Source organism: Streptomyces sp. NPDC048825 (assembly GCF_043198355.1).
GTDB classification, from domain to species: domain Bacteria; phylum Actinomycetota; class Actinomycetes; order Streptomycetales; family Streptomycetaceae; genus Streptomyces; species Streptomyces xiangluensis.
In genome coordinates, this window is sequence record NZ_JBICUR010000019.1 from 150,080 (window position 1) to 168,893 (window position 18,814).

General features: G+C 69.4%; 14 protein-coding genes. 8 read left to right on the forward strand and 6 right to left on the reverse strand.

Translation table 11 applies throughout. The features are described from left to right. Positions 1-23: 23 nt before the first annotated feature. The 3 genes from ACGFNK_RS36390 to ACGFNK_RS36400 all read right to left on the reverse strand — a co-directional run bounded on the left by ACGFNK_RS36390 (position 24) and on the right by ACGFNK_RS36400 (position 2,069). Positions 24-839, reverse strand: a complete 816-nt coding sequence (locus tag ACGFNK_RS36390) for an SAM-dependent methyltransferase (RefSeq protein WP_393422919.1) — start codon at positions 837-839, stop codon at positions 24-26. Between the two features lie 113 nt (positions 840-952). Beyond that, positions 953-1,165 carry a DUF397 domain-containing protein gene (locus ACGFNK_RS36395; protein ID WP_388677593.1) on the reverse strand — a complete coding sequence of 71 codons (213 nt, stop codon included), beginning with the start codon at positions 1,163-1,165 and terminating at the stop codon, positions 953-955. A 28-nt stretch (positions 1,166-1,193) separates the two neighbouring features. Then, on the reverse strand, positions 1,194-2,069 hold the full coding sequence (locus tag ACGFNK_RS36400) for a helix-turn-helix domain-containing protein (RefSeq protein ID WP_393422921.1): 876 nt from the start codon (positions 2,067-2,069) through the stop codon (positions 1,194-1,196). Between the two features lie 242 nt (positions 2,070-2,311). On the opposite strand from ACGFNK_RS36400, the gene ACGFNK_RS36405 reads away from it, so the two are divergent. From ACGFNK_RS36405 to ACGFNK_RS36425, 5 genes are all read left to right on the forward strand, one after another. Continuing rightward, entirely contained in the window at positions 2,312-2,851 is a 540-nt protein-coding gene (locus ACGFNK_RS36405; RefSeq protein WP_393422923.1) for an ATP-binding protein, read from the forward strand. A gap of 74 nt (positions 2,852-2,925) precedes the next feature. Next, positions 2,926-3,225, forward strand: a complete 300-nt coding sequence (locus ACGFNK_RS36410; protein ID WP_393422925.1) for a trypco2 family protein — start codon at positions 2,926-2,928, stop codon at positions 3,223-3,225. Positions 3,226-3,234: 9 nt separating this feature from the next. Beyond that, positions 3,235-4,335 carry a trypsin-like peptidase domain-containing protein gene (locus ACGFNK_RS36415; protein ID WP_393422927.1) on the forward strand — a complete coding sequence of 367 codons (1,101 nt, stop codon included), beginning with the start codon at positions 3,235-3,237 and terminating at the stop codon, positions 4,333-4,335. 125 nt (positions 4,336-4,460) lie between these two features. Next, the gene (locus ACGFNK_RS36420; protein ID WP_393422929.1) at positions 4,461-4,628 is read left to right on the forward strand and encodes a hypothetical protein; all 168 of its coding nucleotides are present in this window, start codon (positions 4,461-4,463) and stop codon (positions 4,626-4,628) included. A 29-nt stretch (positions 4,629-4,657) separates the two neighbouring features. Further along, the gene (locus tag ACGFNK_RS36425) at positions 4,658-6,538 is read left to right on the forward strand and encodes an HEXXH motif domain-containing protein (protein WP_393422930.1); all 1,881 of its coding nucleotides are present in this window, start codon (positions 4,658-4,660) and stop codon (positions 6,536-6,538) included. 11 nt (positions 6,539-6,549) lie between these two features. Here the strand turns inward: ACGFNK_RS36425 and fxsT are convergent, their stop codons facing one another. Further along, positions 6,550-10,500 carry an FxSxx-COOH system tetratricopeptide repeat protein gene (gene fxsT, locus ACGFNK_RS36430; protein WP_393422932.1) on the reverse strand — a complete coding sequence of 1,317 codons (3,951 nt, stop codon included), beginning with the start codon at positions 10,498-10,500 and terminating at the stop codon, positions 6,550-6,552. A 278-nt stretch (positions 10,501-10,778) separates the two neighbouring features. Beyond that, positions 10,779-12,224, reverse strand: coding sequence for a hypothetical protein (locus ACGFNK_RS36435; protein ID WP_393422934.1), 1,446 nt, complete (start codon positions 12,222-12,224; stop codon positions 10,779-10,781). A 174-nt stretch (positions 12,225-12,398) separates the two neighbouring features. On the opposite strand from ACGFNK_RS36435, the gene ACGFNK_RS36440 reads away from it, so the two are divergent. From ACGFNK_RS36440 to ACGFNK_RS36450, 3 genes are all read left to right on the forward strand, one after another. After that, complete coding sequence (locus tag ACGFNK_RS36440) at positions 12,399-14,162, forward strand: ABC transporter ATP-binding protein (RefSeq protein ID WP_393422936.1); 1,764 nt, start codon at positions 12,399-12,401, stop codon at positions 14,160-14,162. 431 nt (positions 14,163-14,593) lie between these two features. Beyond that, the gene (locus ACGFNK_RS36445; RefSeq protein WP_393422938.1) at positions 14,594-16,396 is read left to right on the forward strand and encodes a S8 family serine peptidase; all 1,803 of its coding nucleotides are present in this window, start codon (positions 14,594-14,596) and stop codon (positions 16,394-16,396) included. Positions 16,397-16,586: 190 nt separating this feature from the next. Next, positions 16,587-17,264: an AIM24 family protein gene (locus tag ACGFNK_RS36450; protein WP_386345212.1), complete on the forward strand. Its 678-nt coding sequence runs from the start codon at positions 16,587-16,589 to the stop codon at positions 17,262-17,264. 86 nt (positions 17,265-17,350) lie between these two features. Here the strand turns inward: ACGFNK_RS36450 and ACGFNK_RS36455 are convergent, their stop codons facing one another. Then, on the reverse strand, positions 17,351-18,622 hold the full coding sequence (locus ACGFNK_RS36455) for an endonuclease/exonuclease/phosphatase family protein (protein ID WP_393422940.1): 1,272 nt from the start codon (positions 18,620-18,622) through the stop codon (positions 17,351-17,353). Positions 18,623-18,814: the final 192 nt, after the last annotated feature.

Consider the following 18,814-nt stretch of genomic DNA (forward strand, 5'->3'; position numbering starts at 1 on the left):
CTGCAGTCAGGGCCGGACGTAGCTCAGGGCTTACGAGCCACCGCCCCGTACATAGCGATGTCCTCGTCCCGGATGGGCTCCGAATCGCTGCCGTCCGGATGCCACTTGTGGACCTGCGTGATCCCCGGCTCCACCAGTTCGAGGCCCTCGAAGAATTCCTCGGCCTCCGGGAATGTACGCAGCCGCATGGGCATGTTGCGCGCCGCGTACTCGCGTGCGACGCGGCCCACCTCCTCGGGTGCGAACTCGGCGGTGCCGATGGACATCGCGAGGTAGCTGCCGGAGGGGAGTGGTTCGAGGAGGCGGCGGACGATGCCGACCGCGCCGTCCTCGTCGAGGACGAAGTGGACGATTGCGATGACGGTGAGCGCGACCGGCTTGGACAGGTCGAGGGTCTCGCGGAACTCGGCGGAGTCGAGGATGGCCTCCGGGTGCTGGAAGTCGGCCTCGATGTACGACGTCCTGCCCTCGGGCGCGCTGGCCAGCAGGCCCTGGGAGAGGGTGAGGACGATGGGGTCGTTGTCCACGTAGACGACGCGGGACTCGGGGGCCACCGACTGGGCGATCTCGTGGAGGTTGGGGGAGGTGGGGATGCCCGTGCCGATGTCGAGGAACTGGCGTATCCCGGCCTCCTTGGCCAGCCAGCGCACGGCACGGTTCATCCAATCGCGGTTGGCCCGCATATGGACCGGCAGGGCGGGCCACTCCCGCGACATGGCGTCGCCGGCTTCCTTGTCGGCGGGGTAATAGTCCTTTCCGCCGAGGATGTAGTCGTAGATACGCGCGGAGTGCGCGCTCTCGGTGTCGATTCGGTCGGCAGGCCATCCGTTGTCGGACAACGCGGCCCCTCCTGTCAAGTCGTAGGTCAACAAGGGTGTTTCAGAGAGGTGTTTCAGACGGAGGTGTTTGAGACGGGTCCTTCAGACAGGGGCGTTTCAGGGCCCGGAGTTGATCAGAACAGGAAGTCGGCGTCGCCCGCCTTCACGCCCGTCAGGAAGCTCGTGATCTCGCGGTCGGTGAAGACCAGCGCCGGGCCGCCCGGGTCGGTGGACTGACGCACCGCCACCCTTCCGTCGCCCAGCTTCTTCACTTCGACGCAGGCGCCGCCCGCGTCGTCGCTCCACGGCTTGTGCCAGTCCTGCGCGCCGAGATCACGGGCCGGCATGCCGTTGTGTATGTGGTGGTAGTACACGTCAGAGCTCCTTGCGTATCGCACCGAGGAGAGCCTCGGTCCTGCTGGCGGGCGTCGACTGCGCGCCCAGCCGGTCCAGGGCCTCGCGATAGACCAGGACGTCGTCGGCCTTGTCGAGATACACAGCGCCCACCAGGCCGCTGAGATACACGATGTCGGGCAACTCCCTGGCCCTGAACCGGAAGAGATGGAAGGCGCCGGCCCGCATCGCCGGATGCGGACCGTTGCTGAACGGCATGATCTGTACGGTCACATGGGGCAGCGCGTTCAGCGTGATCAGGTGGTCGACCTGGGCGCGCATCACCTCGGGTCCTCCGACCGGCCACCTCAGCACCGTCTCGTCCATCACGATCCACACACGGGGCGGGTTCGGACGGGACAGCAGTTCCTGGCGCTGCATACGCAGCGCGACCCGGCGCTCGGTGGCCTCCTCCGAAGCGTGCGGATTGCCGGCGCCGAGCAGAGCGCGCGCGTAGGCCTCGGTCTGGAGCAGTCCGTGCACGAACTGCGCCTCGTACGCCCGGATCTGCAACGCCGCCTGTTCCAGGCTCAGATACGCGGCGAACCAGTCGGGCAGTACGTCACGGTAGGTGTGCCACCAGCCGCGCTTGTTGGCCTCGCGGACCGACTTCAGGAAGGTGTCGATCTCCTGCTGGTCCTTCACGCCATAGACCTGGAGCAGCTTCTCGGCGTCCGCGAGCCTGAGCCGGGCCACCTTGGCGGACTCCATCCGGCGGATCGTGGAGTGGCTCACCCCGATCGCCGTGGCCGCCTGCTCGTACGTCAGACCGGCCCGACTGCGCAGCTCCTCGAGCTGCCTGCCGAGGATCATGCGCAGGACGGAAGGCGCGCCGCCCCAGTCGGTTTCCGAGGTCACGCCTTACCTCCTCACCCGTAGTCCGGGCCAACGCATTGCAGTCTGTCACGATCATCGGCGACTGGGGCGGCCTGCGCCCTACAAATTGCAATTTTCAACTTGCTGGTTGCGGGACGTTGTTGGCAGGTGTCACAGTGGTCGTACGGCCCCAGTCCGATGAACGAAGGGGCTGTGCAGCCCAGTTGGGGGATCAAGGGTCGCAACCAGGAGTGTTGTGCTCTGCAGACGAAAGGCGTACGGCGATGGTTTCGCCCTCCTTCCCTCAGTCCCTGGGCCGACTTTCCGGTGACCAACTCCTCCACAAGGCAGGCGTGTTCGGCCTGCCCGCCGTCCCCGTCTCGGTGGCCGAGGCCCGCAGGAACGTGCGGCTGCTGCTGAGCGAATGGGCAATCAGCCGCGAGACCTGCGACAACGCCGTACTGGTGACCTCCGAGCTGGTCACCAACGCGCTCACGCACACGGAGAGCGACCTGATCGTGTGCAGACTCCGCACCGCCGGGGACCGGCTCCATGTCGAGGTCGAGGACCAGAACCGCAGCCGTACGCTCCCCGCGTGCAGACAGCCGAAGCCCGACGACCAAGGTGGCCGCGGGCTTCTGCTCGTCGGCATGCTGAGCAGCGACTGGGGCGTCAGGGACGCACCCCACGGGTCCGGCCGCATCGTCTGGGCCGAACTGCCGACGGAGGCGACGGAGGCCACGGAGGCGACGACACCACCGGCGGTACCAGAGCCCCAGGACGGATCGGCCGACGCCCATGCGGCCGATCCGTCCTTGACGTAAAGGCCATCCGGGTCGTGCCATGCCTCGCTGTCTCCCCACGCGTGCTGGGATCACGCCGGGGGTAAAGGGGGCATGTGATTGAACTCGCGGAAATGATCGCCCAGTTGCGTACGGAACTCACCGCCGCCATGTCCGCCGCGCGCGACGAGGAGCTGCGCTTCGAGCTGGGCTCTGTCGAGCTCGAGGCGGAGTTCGTCGTGGAGCGGTCCGGTACGGCGGAGGGCAGGGTTCGCTTCTGGGTCGTGGAGGCCGGCGCCGTCGGCCATACGGGGAACAGCACCACCCATCGGGTCACGTTGACCCTGGAGCCTCGCCTTCGTGATTCCGGGGCGCGGCCACGGGTGAGCGGCGAACAAGCGGAACGCGAGCGCTGAGCCGGCCCGATGTCAGCTCAGGCACAGGCAAGCGCACAGGGTTTGGCGGCGGTGCGGGTCGCCGAAGTACTCGTGAGCAGGCCCGGTGGACGGTCCGGGCGGCGTGGGTCCGGCTACCGGGTGGCGGAGCGGTGCGTGCTGACGGCGGCGCACGTGGTGGAGGGGCCGGCGACGTCGGTGCGGGTGCGCGTCGACGCCGACCGGCCGGGGGAGTGGACCGCCGACGCCCACGTCGTGCTCTTCGCCGAGGCCGCCGATGTCGCACTGCTCGAGATCACGGGCGCGCCGCCCGCGCCCGGCGGCACCGAGCAGCCTCGCTATGCCGCGGTGCCCGATGCCGACGTGGTGCTGCCCTTCAGCGCGGTGGGCTTCCCCCGGTTCAAACTGCGGCAGGACAGCATGCGCCTCCTCGACGACGGCGCTCCCAGCCAGTACCGGGACTCCTGCCACGTCACGGGAACGGTCTCCGTACTGTCCAACCGCCGCGAGGGCACCCTTGAACTCGCCGTCGCCGCCCCACGAGATGACAGCGAACCGGAGCGCTCCCCCTGGGAGGGAATGTCGGGTGCCGTGGTGTGGTGCGACGGTGCCGTGATCGGAGTGGTGAGCGCCCATCACCGCTCGGACGGCCTGGGGAGGCTGGCTGCCAGCCGCGTCGAGCACTGGTACGACGTGCTGTCCGCCGCCGAGTTGGAGCGGTTCCACCGGTACGCCGGCCTGCCGGCGCGTGAGCGGCTCGGGTCTGCGGCAGACCCCGTACATTCCGGGCCGGTCGCAGGTGGGACCCGTCTGACCCGTCTGACCGGTATGCCTCCCGACGTGCCGCTGCTAGAACTCACGGACCTCGTGGACGCCTTGGTGGCGCTTCCCTCGCTGCGCAACGCGAACAGCATGGCCCTGCTGCTCGACAGCATCAGCGCGGAGATCGCGGCGAACAGCCCGAGGGATCCCCGGCTGAGGATGGACGTCTACGGGATCGTGCGCACCTGTCTGCGCTATCCGGGCACGCTCGATCAGCTCCTGGAGGCCGTACGTCTGCTGGAGGGGCCGTCCTCCGAAGTGGCCCGAGTCGACCATGAGGCGGCCCGACTGGCCCGGCGATTTGGCTGACTCGATCTCGCGGGGCGGCCTGGTCGCGGGGTTTCGGCTTGAGCCCTGCTGGGTCATCATGATGAGGGCACGGACCGCGCGGACATGGAATTACGGGAGGGGACTTGGCAGCCGTGGAGCGATCGTTGCCTGCCGTCGAGTCCGGTCTCGTAGATCTCTCGGGGGTTTCTCTTGAAGCGCTGCGCTCCATGGACAACACGGCCATCGCCGAGTCGCTGGAGCGGCTGCTGCACCACATCGACAACACTCAGTCCATCACGGAGTCGGGGCACAACCCGTCACGTTTCGACTGAGCGGATCGGCTCGGTGCTGGAGAGTACCCATGCCGGATGAGTCCGCGGCCCGGGCGGACCTGCCTTTCCACCGGCTGTCGGCGGTGAGCTTACAGACCCTTGCCCGAGGCGAGGGCGACGCCGCCGCGGTCGCGGAGATACTGGCCGCCGAGCGCAGCCGCCGGCTGCTGCTTCTGAGGGCCCTCGATGAGGGCGTTTCCGAAGGCGATCCACCGCAGGCGTCCGGGACGGCGCTGTCGCACCGGGATGCCTGGTCCCTCCTCGAACGCGTCCAGCGGCAGGCACCGGCGGTGTTCGATGACGTCCTGATGTCCCCGCCCACGGGCATGTGGGTGTCCCTCGCGCTGCGTCAGATGCGAGGCAAGGTCTCGGAGGACGCTCCCCTGTGGGTGGTGCTCGGGCACCTGTCGGCGCTGGCCGCCGCAGCCGGAGCCCGGGCCGGTCTGGACTTCTCGTTGGCCGTGCCGGTGCGCCGTGGCCTGGTGCCGCTGCCGACGCTGGGGTGCGCGGTGCTGCCCGCGCGTGCGCCGTGGAGCGTGGCCCAAGTCGAGGCGCGGCAAGGGGAGTTGAGAATAAGCGCCGAGAGCGGCCAGGTGCTGGTCCCGCGGGACGCGGAGGCGAACAGCCCTGACTGGCATGCGGTACGCCGCGTCGTACTGGAGACCGGAGAACGTCCTAAGCGCCTGCCCCTCGACGAACTGGACCCCTACCGGACGTTCCCCCGTCCGAGCGGGCCGCGGCTCCTGTCCGCCGCCGAGGCCGGGGCATGGGACGGCATGCTCGCCGAGGCGTGGGAGATCCTGCTGCGGGACGAGCCGGAGAGCGCCGAGGGGATGCGGCGAGGGTTGCTGTCGCTGGTTCCCACGCCGGCGAGGGAAAGGTTCCGGCCGCACAGTGAGACGGCCGGGGACGCGTTCGGCGGTGTCACAGCGTCCTGTCCGGACGACGTGCCGCAACTCGCCGCCACGCTGGTGCACGAGTTCCAGCACACCAAGCTGGGCGGCCTGATCCACCTGCAACCGCTGATCAACGCCCAGGCCCCGCAGGCCGCGCAGGATCCGGAGGAGCTGTTCTACGCCCCTTGGCGGGATGATCCTCGCCCGCTGAGCGGCTTGCTGCAGGGGATCTACGCCTTCACGGGGGTCACCCGTTTCTGGCGCGTGCACCGGTACGCCGCTGGTGCCGCCCAGGCTTCGCCGGCGCATTTCGAGTTCGCCCTGTGGCGTGCGCAGGTGTGGTCCACGCTGAATCTGGTGCGCGGTCACGAACGGCTGACGCCCTTGGGGCGGCACGTGATCGAGGGGCTGCGCGAGCAGTGCGCCCTGTGGCTGGCCGACCCGGTGCCGGACGCCGAGTCGGAGCTGGCCCGGGAAGCGGCAGCCGACCACCGGGCCCGCTGGCGCGCGCACCATCTGCGGCCTCCCGCCGAAGCCGTGGAGGAGGCCGTGCGGGCCTGGCAGCGGGGCGATGACCGGGCGCCGGCCGGCCTCGCCGCCGAGCCCGAACTGGTGCCGGACAGTGAGGTCCGCTTCCTGGACAGCGCGGCCGTCCTGATCCGGCATCGCCTCAGCGAGCCCGACGGGGCCCGGGGGCAGGCTGCCGCCCAGGGCTCCGGAGCCACCGCTGGTGTCGAGGGCGTCACCGTGGCGGACGTCCTGCTGGCCCACGACGACCGGGCCGGAGCCCGAGCCGCCTTCGTCGCGCAGCTCTCCGGCAAGGGCGCACCCGTGGCGGCCTGGGTCGGTCTGGGGCGCGCACTTGCCGGTGAGGGGCAGGTCCGGAATGCCGCCTCCCGCCTACTGCTCAGCTTTCCGGAGCGGGCCCGTGCCGTGCACGAGGCGATCGAGGCCGCCACGGGCCGGGCCCCGGACCCCGTACGCCTCGCGGAGTGGCTGGGCGGCCAGGGCTAGGGCCGGGGCCTTCACAGCCTCAGCGGGTCGATGTCGCAGTTGGCCCGCTGTCCTTCCTTGGCCTGCAGCGTGGCCGGGTGTGCGGTGCCCGGGTCGGCTCGCAGCCGCGGGGCGTCGAGAACCTGCTCCATCCGCTCCAGAGTGTCCCGGCGCAGTGCGGTGCCCTCTTCCTCGGCACCGACGGCGATGAGGTCCATCGCCAGGTTCAACGAGCACGCCAACGTGGTCGGGTGGTCCGGGCCGAAGGTGGACAGGCACAGCGGCAGCGTCGTCTCGCCCCGGGTGCGGGCCTCGGCATGGTTGCCGAGAGCGGCGAGATCACTGGCGAGGTTGATCGCACAGTTGAGGGTGGTGGGATGAGCCGTGCCGAGCCGCTCGGTGAGGGATGCGAGAGCGGTCTCGTCCAGGCGGTGCGCCTCCTCCGGCTGGCCGAGCAGCCGAAGGGTGACCGCGAGGTTGACGTCCGAGGCGAGGACATGCGGATGGTTCGGATCGTAGACCTCGCGGTAGTCCTTGCACGCGTTGACGCCTCGTGCGCGGGCCGCCTGCAGGTCGCCGTTCTGGCGCAGGGCCACCGACAGGGCCAGCGCGGCGGACAGAGACTGGGGGTGGGCGTCGCCGTAGCGCCGGGTGAACCTTCCGTAGGCCTCCGTGGCCAGTTCGAGAGAGCGGGCGTGGTCGCCCGCCTTGCGGCAGGCTTCGCTGAGCTGGCGCATCACATCGATGGTGGCGGGGTTTCCGCTGCCGAAGACATCGCGGAACGCATCCAGTGCGGCTTCCTGGAGCGCCCGCGCACCGACGTAGTCCCCCATCTCCCGCACGTCGATGGCGACGGAGTTCTCGGTGATCAGAGTCCGCTGATCGTCGCGGCCGAACACCCGCAGCTTGAGTGCCAGCGTGTGCTGGTCCAGCTCCAGGGCCCGGCGGAAATCACCGGTCAGACGCAGGCTCACCCCGAGGTTGTGGGCGGTGTTGAGGGTGCTGGGGTCGTCCTCCCCGAAGGCCCTGCGGGCCCGCTCGTACGCGATCTCGTCCAGCTCGGCCCCGGCGGCGAACCTGCCTTCGGCGCGGCGTACGGCGGCTTCGAGGTTCATCGCGTCCAGGGCGTCCTCTCGGGCGTCCTCGCCGTCGGCGGGGGCGGTCCGCACGTAGATCTCCCTGAGCTGCGCCACCAGCCTCGCCGCGTCGTCGAAGCGGCCCACGATCAGGTACACGAAGCAGAGCCAGTGCCCCATGAGAAGTGTCTGCTGGTCCTCCTCGCCGAAAATGGTGCGCCAGGATTCCCAGGCCTGCTCGGAGAAGTCGAGCGACACCCCGTGGTCGCCCCAGTAGTAGAGGTAATTGGCGATATTCATGACCAGCTGACGCACCCATGGCTGGTCGGACTTGATCGCGTCGGAGGCGATGACGTGACCGTAGAGCTCCGCGTACCGTGGCCAACTGGCAGGACTGGTCGGACTTTTCGGGTCGGCGGCGGCCAGCAGGGTGTGGGCGCCATGGCGCATGCGGGACTGCTCCTCGGGGGTCATGCGGTTGTTCAGCACCAGTTGCACCAGGCGGTGCATCTCAATGGAATTCGTGCGATGGTCGATCCGCGCCAGGGAGTAGCGGTTCACCTCCCTTATCGCCCGGGCGAGCCTCATCGGATCGTTCAGCGTCGCGTCCAGCTCGGGGAAAATGCTGCTGTTCCCGAGGCCCGAGAAGATGGACCGGGAGATCGGGTCCGGGGCGAAATAGGAGCACAGTTGCAACAGCCGCAGGGCTGACGGGCTGCGCGTTTCCAGATGGTCGAGGGAGACATTCCACGCCGCGGCGACAGGTAGTTGGTAGTCCGGCGGCGGGGCCACTTCGAGGAGTTCGGTGCGCTTGCTCTCGAACAGCCGCAGATATTCGGAGGCGGGCATTCCCGTCTCCGCCCGCCAGGCGGCAGCCTGTTCCAGAGCCAGAGGCAGGTCTCCCAGCGCCTCGGCCAGCCGATCGGCCTCGTCGTCCTCGAGGAGCGGCCCGGAGCGGCGCAGCAGTTCCTTGCTCTCCTCGCGGGTGAACACATCCACTTCGAGGGATCCGCCGACCAGCCCCCACCGTCGGTTACGGGAGGTGACAAGGATCGTTCCGTTGCCGCCGGTGGGGAAATAGTGACGTACCTGCTCCGGACTGTCGGCATTGTCGAAGATGAGCAGCCAGCGGGAGAAGGGCTGCCCCTCGCGCAGCGCCTCGCGGACCGCGGGACCGGCGATGTTGGCTTCGGTGCTGGTCTCCAGACCCAGGCGCCCGGCAAGCTCCACCAGTGCCTGCCCGATCTGACCGGGCCGTTCCGCCGGAATCCACCAGACGATGTCGTACTCCGACTGGTGGCGATACGCGTACTCGATGGCGAGCTGCGTTTTGCCGACACCGCCCATACCGTGAATCGCTTCCGGCAGAACCGTGGTCGTGCCTTCCCGCAGACGCTCGTCAAGCTGTTCCAGCAACGCCATGCGGCCGGTGAAATTGGGGTTCCGGGGCGGCAGATTTCCCCAGACGCGCGGTTGTGATGTGCGGTCCCCCTCCACCGTTCCCTGGGGCCTAGTCGACATCTCCGATGCTCCTTCAGAAACGTTACGAGAAATGGGGGGAGCACCGTGTTCAGCTGCCCCCGACCCGGACGGTGCGGGGCCCGTCGAAATATGTGGTGTTTTCTCCAGGCTGACCGCGTATCGCCGATCGTGCCAGTGCAGCACCCTGGCCAACATGGCGGCACGCTGCGCATAGCGACCGTTCAACGCCCGCAGAGCAGCGAGCTCCACGCGCAGGAATGCGATATTGCGACTGTTCACGCGCGGCATCGCCAAGGTGTCCAGCGGTTCGGCGGGTGGCGGAAGAGGCGAGGCGGCTTCCTCCTCCTGGTCCCCTGCCAGCAGCGCGCGTACGTCACGCAGAATCCGCGCGGTGTCACTCCGACGCCCCAGTGCCAGGAGTTCCTCGCGGATGTCCGGAGCAAATGTGAACGCCACATCCGCCGGGCCCTCGCCCCACACCCGGCCGGGCCGGACCAGACCACTCATCAGCAGTTCCGACACATGAACCGGGCCCGCGCCCGGAGTCGTCTCCACGATCCGGTGGATGACGGGAAGGCTCAACGGCGCGGCGGACAGCCGGGTCGCGAGCGTGAACGCCGTGGGGGAGGCGCCCGCCCGGAAGTCCGAGACACGTTCCGCCGCGGGCACCGTGCTCTGCGGGTCGGGAACGTACTCCGCCCAGGGGAGGGCGCGCGCGGCGTCGGGCCTGCGCTTCCACTCCCTGGCCTGAATGACGGACAGGTCCAGCCAGTGCGGCTCCTGCCCCGAGACCAGGCGCGTCAGGGCCGCCGCCCAGCTGTTGGTCAGCGCGAGGACCGGTACGACGACGGCATCGGCGTCGTCCCCCTCGGTGTCGCGCTCACTCGTGTCGGGTAACTCCACCGGCGCGACGCGCGGTTCCCAGTCCAACTCGCTGTTGGCCGCCCAGGCACGCGGGGCGCGGATCCGCACGCGGGAGACGTCGAGCCCCGTACGGAACCACAGCTGCTGCGGCAGCATGTGGACCACGGCGACGGAGCACGTTCGCCCCCATGCGCGCAGCAGGGGCAGTACCGCGCCCGATCTCCATCCGGCGGCCAGCCCGTCGGTCAGCACCAGTACCAAGCGGCGTACCCGAACGGCGTCGCCGAGCGGTTCCTCCAGACGCACCTGCGCCGGATCGGTCTCGTCCGTCCCCAACAGGCGCACCACCCGCACCTGGGAGAAGCCCTCCGTACGATCCAGCTCACCGGCCAGCTCCTCGACGGCTCGGTCCCACAGCTTCATCGTCAGGTGGGTGTCGATGACGAGGACCGCCTCCGCGGGCTCCTGTCCGCTCGGCCGGCCGAGCCTGCTCAGGACGTGTGCGGCTTCCCGCCGTGCCCTTGTGGCCGGTGCCGGCCGCTGCCCGTCGTCATCGTGCATGGGTGCTCTCAAAGCGTCGAAGTGACGGTGAGAGTTTCGCGGAGTCCCGCAGACCGCGGGCATGCGTGACGTCCACAGGCAAAGCCTCGCAGTGCGTCCGCTCTCCGGGCAAGTGCGTGCGGGGGCTCATGCGAGGCGTGCGCAAAAGCATGCCCGGCATGCCTGGGGTCACGGCGTCCGGGTGGAACACATGTGCGGCAGTGGAGGCATGCTGGTTCACGGCGTGACCCCTCCTTCGCCGTGTGCGCGGGCCGCGGATGTGCGTCCGTGCCGGCCGTTCAAGGCTTCACCGGCGCACGGTCCGGTCCGGGGGCACCGGGTCTGCGCTCCGGGTCGTCGACCAGGATCGCGAGATGGCGCCCCACGTGGTTGTCCCAGCCCTCGGGCCCCACCGCCAGAGCTTCCTTGCGCCATTTTCCGGCCCGCTCCACCAGGCCGGCCAGCCCCCTGTCCTGCACGATGTCGGCGACCGCCTCCTTGAAAGCAGGGTCGTCGCAGTCGCCGCGATGCCAGATCATCGCCGGTATGCCGGCGCGCAGAGCCGCCATGTACTCCTGCTGGCCGGTCGGCGATTCGGTGCCCGGTGGCTGGCTGAGCACCAGACACACCGCGTGCTCGTCCTCCTTCAACTCCAGCTCAAGGTGGAAGTGCGACCGGCCGGGACGGTTCCAGTACGAGTGGCTGTCCGCCGGCTTCTCCTTGAGGTGACGCCACTTCTTGTGCCAGGGCCGGTGCCAGGCCGCCTTGCGCAGCCGCTCGAAGCTACGGACCAGGACGGCGTAGTCCATCACCAGCGGTGTCGGAGACGGCGAGGACGACTCCTTGTGCCACCACTCCACCGGCTCGCCCAGCAATTCCCACGGGAGGATGAACTCGAGGACGACCGGTTGCCTCAGGTCCGCCCATCGCTCCTCGGTCTGCTCGATGAGCTGCTCGACCTCGCCGGGAAGTTCGTCGCGGTGCAGGTGCAGCGTCTCGCCCGGAACGGGATGCCAGCCTTCCGCGTCCGACTGCCGCCAGTGGGAGAGGTAGTAACGGTCGCGGTCCACACCATCGGGCTCGAACTGGATCATCAGATAGGCCGGCACCAGGGAGGGCGGCGCCTGGACGACGCCACCGCGCTGCCAGTCCGCCATCTTGTCCTCCAGCCCCCACGCGCGGGCCTGCCCACGGTTCCAGCGGCGCAGCAGTTCCGCCGACTCCGCCTGCCCGTCCTCCACGAGCTGATCGGCGGCCAGCGCCAGGAACGCCATGCTCACCGGCAGTTCGTTCGCGGCCGAATTGTCCCCGGCCAGCCGCAGGAAGACAGCCCAGCCCGTGTCGCACCACTCGGGCAACTCCTGGATACGCGACCGGCTGGCCCGCCGCACCATCGCCGCGAGCCCCGCCGACGACCGCATCTCGCGCAGCACCGGCCGCAGTGGATGCAGGTCCGCGCCGTCGAAGAAATCCACCGCCTCCCACTCGTCCACCAGACGTCGCAACGAGGCGATGGCGACGGACTGCTGCTCGACATATCTCAGGCAGCGCACCAGACATGACAAGCCGTCAGAGATCTGAGTGCAGCTCTCCACCAGACGCAGCAGCCACGGACGCAGCGCCTCGTTCCGTAACGGCTCCACCGGCGTGGCCAGTTCCTGGCCCAGCATGCTCACCCATAACTCGACACTGCTCCCATGCCGGACCGTGGCCGACTCCTGCAATACGTCGACGACTTCGGCCACCAACTCATTGCGAACCCGTGCAGGGCTGCGCCCTTCCACCCCCGTGACCTCCCGATCGCCACCAGCTGCCGTCGAGTTCGTCGTACGTCGTAAATCGTCTTGTCAGTGGCGACCAGCGTACGGCTACAGTTCCACCCACGTCAGGGTGTCATCAATGCAAGACGGGGGAGCGCCGTGCCGGATTCCGAGCCGTCCGTCCCGCCCGCCGTGCCGCCGTGGCAGCTGCTGCTCGGCTATGTGCGGCCGCACCGCTGGGCGCTGCTCGGCGGGGCAGTGCTGTCGTTGATGACCGGCGCCACCGGGCTCGCACTGCCGTTGGTGGCCCGCGGCTTGATCGACGACCTGCAGCACGACCGGGCCATCACCGGAGCGTTGCTGGCGATGTCCGCACTCGTGATCGCCAACGCCGCGATCGGCGCGCTCGGTGGCTACGTACTGCGGTACACCGCCGAATCCGTGGTGCTCGGGGCGCGGCGCGCGCTGGTGTCGCATCTGCTGCGGCTGCGTATCTCCGCCGTCGACCGCAGCGAACCCGGCGATCTGATGGCCCGGATCACCTCCGACACCACACTGCTGCGCGAGGTCACCACGGATTCGCTGGTCGGCATCGGTACGGGCGGACTGACCCTGCTCGCCACGCTCGTGATGATGGGTCTGGTCGACCCGGTGCTGTTCGCCGTCACCCTGGGCGTGGTGATCGGCGCGAGCGTGGTGATCGGGGTGATCGTGCCCCGCATCAACCGGGCCAGCAGGCAGGCGCAGAACGCGGTCGGTGCGATGGGTGCCGCACTGGAGCGGATCCTGGGCGCGCTGCGTACCGTCAAGGCGTCCGGGGCCGAGCACCGGGAGGAGCAGGCCGTGCATGCCGCCGCCCAGGAGTCGTGGCGGCAGAGCGTGAAGGCCGCCAAGTGGTCGGCGCTGGCCGGGAACACGGCCGGTCTGTCGATTCAGGTCGCGTTCATCACCGTGCTCGCGGTCGGCGGGGCGCGGGTCGCGACGGGTGCCATCGACATCGGCACGCTGGTCGCCTTCTTGCTGTTCGTCTTCTATCTCATGTCGCCGATCCAGCAGGTCGTCGGCGCCGTCGCGCAGTACCAGACCGGTGCGGCGGCCCTGGCCCGGATCGAGGAGGCCCGGCGGCTGCCCGCCGAGCCGGCGAGCGCACCCGCGCCGCTGTCCCTGCCCGGCGCCGAACCCGCCGCGGTCGCCTTCGAGAACGTCCGCTTCCGGTACGCCGACGACCTGCCGTACGTCCACCACGGAGTGACCTTCACCGTCCCGCCGCGCGGCATGACCGCCTTCGTCGGGCCGTCCGGCGCGGGCAAGACCACCGTCTTCTCCCTCATCGAGCGGTTCTACGACCCTGGAGAGGGCCTGATCACACTGGACGGCCAGGACCTCGCGGACTGGGATGTGTCCAGGCTCCGGTCCGCCATCGGGTATGTGGAGCAGGACGCGCCCGTTCTCTCCGGCAGCCTCCGCGACAACCTCCTGCTCGGCAATCCCGACGCCGGGGAGGACGATCTGCTCCGCGCGCTGAAGACCACTCGTCTCGACGGTCTCGTCGACCGGCTGCCGAACGGCATGGGCACCCTTGTCGGTCACCGCGGCACCAAGCTCTCCGGTGGCGAGCGTCAGCGGGTCGCCATAGCCCGCGCTCTGCTGAGACGACCCCGGCTGCTGCTGCTCGACGAGGCCACCAGCCAGCTCGACGCGGTCAACGAAGCAGCGCTGCGCGACACCGTCGCCGATGTCGCCCGTACGACCACGGTGTTGGTCGTCGCGCACCGGCTGTCCACGGTCACCATGGCCGACCGCATCGTCGTCATGGACGCGGGTGAGGTACGGGCCGTCGGCACCCATCGCGAACTCGTGGCCGCCGATCCGCTCTACGCCGAACTCGCCGCCACCCAGTTCCTCGCTTCAGCCGACGCCTGACACAGGCACCGGTTCGCTGTGACGCAGTCACGGCCTTCGACTCCTTCACCGCCACACGCCGTGAACAAGGCGCCGAGACCGACCGCACCGGCCGCTCCGAGAACGCCGCGACGGGACGAGAGCGGACCGAGGGGCGGAAAGCGGTGTCTTCCGGTCCTCAACCGGGCGGCCCGCAGGGGGATCCCCAGCGGGGATCGAGGGTTTTCCCCGTATCCGGAGAATCACAGCCCCGCCTATTGTTCGAACACAGCTGACTCATGGGTCACCCCCATAAGGGTCGCTCGCGCCTGGCCGGCCACCGCGTCTTTCCGATCGCACCCGTGTTTTCGATCGCACCCCCCGCCGCTTCGACGACGAAGCGATTCGAACGCTGCTCCGTCGCGTCGCGCTGGGCGCTCGCCCCGGAGCCGGCCCCCGAAAGGCACACACTCTTGCGTACTTCACGCTCCGCGAGACGGACGCTGATATCCGTCACCGCGATATCCGCGACGCTGCTGGCAGGCACCGCCACCTCGGCCGCCGCCGTCCCCACCGGGCAGACCAAGGCTGCCGCCGCCGAGCAGACCACGGCCGCCGCCTCCGCCGTGGCCGCCCCCGCCGAGCGGCTGATCGTCGGCTACAAGTCCGGCGCCAGTGAGGCCAAGTCGAACAAGGACGCCGCCGAAGACGCCGAGGCCAAGGGCAAGGACGCGGGCGAGAACCTCGACTTCCAGCGCCGCCTCGGCACCGGCGCCGCGCTCGTCGACCTGGGCAAGAAGCTCAGCAAGGCCGCGGTCGCCGACGTCGTCGCCGAGTACCAGGCCGACCCGCAGGTCGCGTACGTCGTACCGGACCGCCTCAACAAGCCCCTCGCGGACCCGAACGACACCGAGTACAGCAAGCAGTGGGACCTGTTCGAGTCCACCGCGGGCATGCGCGTGCCCGGCGCCTGGGACACCAGCACGGGCAGTGGCGTCACCGTCGCCGTGATCGACACCGGCTACGTCACCCACTCCGACCTCGCCGCGAACATCGTCGGCGGCTACGACTTCATCGCCGACCCCGCCGTCGCGGTCGACGGCAACGGACGTGACAGCAACCCGGCCGACCCGGGCGACTGGTACGCGGACGGCGAGTGCGACCAGGCCGAGGGCAGCACCTCCTCCTGGCACGGCACCCACGTCGCCGGCACCATCGCCGCCGCCACCAACAACGGCAAGGGCGTCGCCGGCATCGCGTACAACGCGAAGATCTCCCCGGTGCGCGTCCTCGGCAAGTGCGGCGGCTACGACTCCGACATCATCGACGCCATCACCTGGGCCTCCGGCGGCACCGTCTCCGGCGTGCCCGCCAACACCAACGTCGCCAAGGTCATCAACATGAGCCTCGGCGGTGGCGGCGCCTGCACCAGCGCCACCCAGACCGCGATCAACAACGCCGTGAACCGCGGCACCACGGTCGTCGTCGCGGCGGGCAACAGCAACGCCAACGCGGCCAACTACTCGCCGGCGAGCTGCAACAACGTCATCTCCGTGGCCGCGCTCAACCGCGCCGGCTCCCGGACCTACTACTCCAACTTCGGCTCGACCGTGGACATCGCGGCCCCCGGCGGCGAGACCAGGACCACCACCGCCAACGGCATCCTGTCCACGCTGAACTCCGGTGCGCAGGGCCCGTCTTCGGAGTCGTACGCCTACTACCAGGGCACCAGCATGGCCGCCCCGCACGTCGCGGGCCTCGCGGCGCTGGCCAAGTCGGCGAAGTCCTCGCTGACCCCGGCCCAGATCGAGTCCGCGATCAAGACCAACTCGCGTGCTCTGCCCGGTACTTGCTCGGGCGGCTGTGGTGCGGGTCTGGCGGACGCGGCCAAGACGGTGCAGGCGGTGAGCGGGACCGGCGGCTCCACGGGGGGCACCACCTTCACCAGCACCTCGGCCCTCTCCATCCCGGACAACGGCTCGGCCGTGGAGTCCCCGATCGCCGTCACCGGCCGCACGGGCACCGCGCCCTCGGCCCTCCAGGTCGGCGTCGACATCACCCACACCTACCGCGGTGACCTGGTACTCGACCTCATCGCCCCGGACGGGACGGCGTACCGCCTCAAGTCCAGCGGCTCGGACTCGGCCGACGACGTCAAGACCACCTACACGGTCAACGCCTCCAGCGAGACCGCCAACGGCACGTGGAAGCTCCGCGTCCAGGACGTCGCCTCCGCCGACACCGGCAGGCTCAACAGCTGGAAGCTGACCTTCTGAAGGGCCTCATGACGACCTGCTGCTGACCTTCTGGCAGCCACAGACCGCCACCCCCCACAGGGGCGGCCGACGCGAGCGGGCGTCGGCCGCCCCGCCCTTCGTTCACGCGGTGCGTGTACGTCTGCGTTCCTGCGGCGCGTCGTGGCAATAACTCTTGGCGGAACGTGCACGTCCGGGACACGATGCCCGAATGAAGGGTGATCTGTTTTCCAGCGAGTACATGGTGCAGCCCGCCACCACCGTGGGCATGAGCGTGCAGAACGCCAAGTCGATCCGATACATGATCAACGGCGAAATGCTCGCGCGACAGGGGGCGATGATCGCCTACCGGGGAAACCTGCAGTTCGAGCGCAAGGGCCAGGGAGTCGGCGGCATGCTCAAGCGCGCCGTCACCGGGGAGGGGCTGGCGCTCATGGCGGTCCGCGGGCAGGGAGAGGCCTGGTTCGCGCAGGAGGCACAGAACTGTTTCATCGTGGACATCGACCCGGGTGACGTCTTCACCGTCAACGGGCGCAACGTCCTGTGCTTCGACGCCTCCCTGCAGTACGAGATCAAGACCGTGAAGGGCGCGGGCATGACCGGCGGCGGCCTGTTCAACAGCGTCTTCACCGGGCAGGGCAGGCTCGGCCTCGTCTGCGAGGGCAATCCGCTGGTCATCCCGGTCTCGCCGCAGTACCCGGTGTACGTCGACACGGACGCGATCGTCGGCTGGACCGCCAACCTCCAGACGTCCCTGCACCGTTCGCAGTCCATCGGCTCGATGCTGCGCGGCGGCTCGGGGGAGGCGGTGCAGCTGGTGCTGCAGGGTGAGGGGTACGTGGTCGTACGCCCGAGTGAGGCGACGCCACAGAAGCCTCAACAGCACTGACACGTACGGCCGTTGCCGTTGCCGTTGCAGGGCGGTCTCGAGCCGCCTCTGCAACGCCCGCCCGTGCCGTGTCTCGCCCTCTGCCCTCAGCCCAGCCGTACGTCCTGCCACACCAGCCGGTGGTCCGACGTCGGCACCGTCGTGCCGCCGCCGACCAACCGGTACAGCGGATCGTCCGACGTCGGCCAGAAGATGCCGTTCCCGACCGGGACGAGGCCGCGGGACGGGATGACGTGGTCGACGCGGAGGTTGCCGGGGGCGTTGTCGTTGAAGTCGGAGGTGTCGTAAGCCGGGTTGCCGGTGTGGGAGGTGTTGGCGCCGCCCTGGAGGCGGGCCGCCTCTTCGCCGCCTGCGGCAGCGGGAGGCGTGGCGGGCAGGTTGACCGCCTTGTGGTCGAGGAGTTGAAGTACGGCCTTGTCGTAGCTGTCACCGTCGTGCGGGTCGGCGTTCAGATCACCGGCGATCACAAACCGCGCCCCGGGCCGCAGACCGCCCCGTACGCCCTTGTCGTCGTAGAGGTACGCGCTGCGGCGGCGACCGCCGATGTAGTCCGCCCAGAGGCGGATCTCATCGTGGTTGCGACGGCCGTTACGGTCCTCCGGGCCGTCGAAGGTGGGCGGAGTCGGATGCGAGACGAGGAAGTGGACGGTGGAGGACCGGCCGGGGCCGAGCCGGACCGGCAGATCCCAGTGGCTCTTTGAGGAGAGCCGGAAAATCGCCCGGGCCGCCTCGCTGTAGTAACCCGGCGGCATGACGTTCCCGGGCATGTCCTTCCACAGGAAGTGCTGGAACGTACGGGCCGCCCGGACATCGATCGGGTACTTGGAGAGCACGAGCATCCCGTACTGCCCCGGAAACCAGCCGTACCCGAACGCGTCCTGCCCGTACGCATCGGACCCCGGCGTGGTGACGGCACCGTTCTTGCCGTCGAGGTCCACGCCGGAGGCCGCACCCGTGTTCACGGGTGCGGTGAAGCTGAACGGATAACGGACCGGCTTCGCCCCGTTCTGGCCGACGGCCAGGTAGTTGCGCAGGAACAGCCGGGCCGCCGCGCCGTCCTCGTCGTGGTCGAACTCGTTGATCAGCAGAACGTCGGGGTCGACACGCTGAATCGTCTCGGCGGCGTTCCGCGCCTGCTGATTGTCCGGCGTGGACAGATCCGCGACGAGGGCGCCCTGAGTGCCGCGGTTCAGCGAGGCGTTGAACGTGGCGAAACGGACGGTCCGTCGGTTCGAGCCCGCGGACGCGGCGGACGCGTCCGCACTGAGCGCCGTCGTACCGGCCAGCGCGGCTGAGGCGAGACCGGCGAGGGCGGCACGGCGCGAGAACGGTGGACGTTGCGGTCTGGGGTGGTTCATCGGGGCTCCGGAGGAGGAGGGGGACGCGTGAACTCCCGTAGTCTCTGCGCGTAGATGCCACTGCCACAAGGGGTTTGGGAGGACTCGCGGCTGACGGTGAAGGGAGCCTGTCGGACGGCCGACAGCGCGGTGTACGGCCGCCGAAGACCGCCCAAACCACCGTCAAAGTCACTGCGCCCGTACGACCGGCCA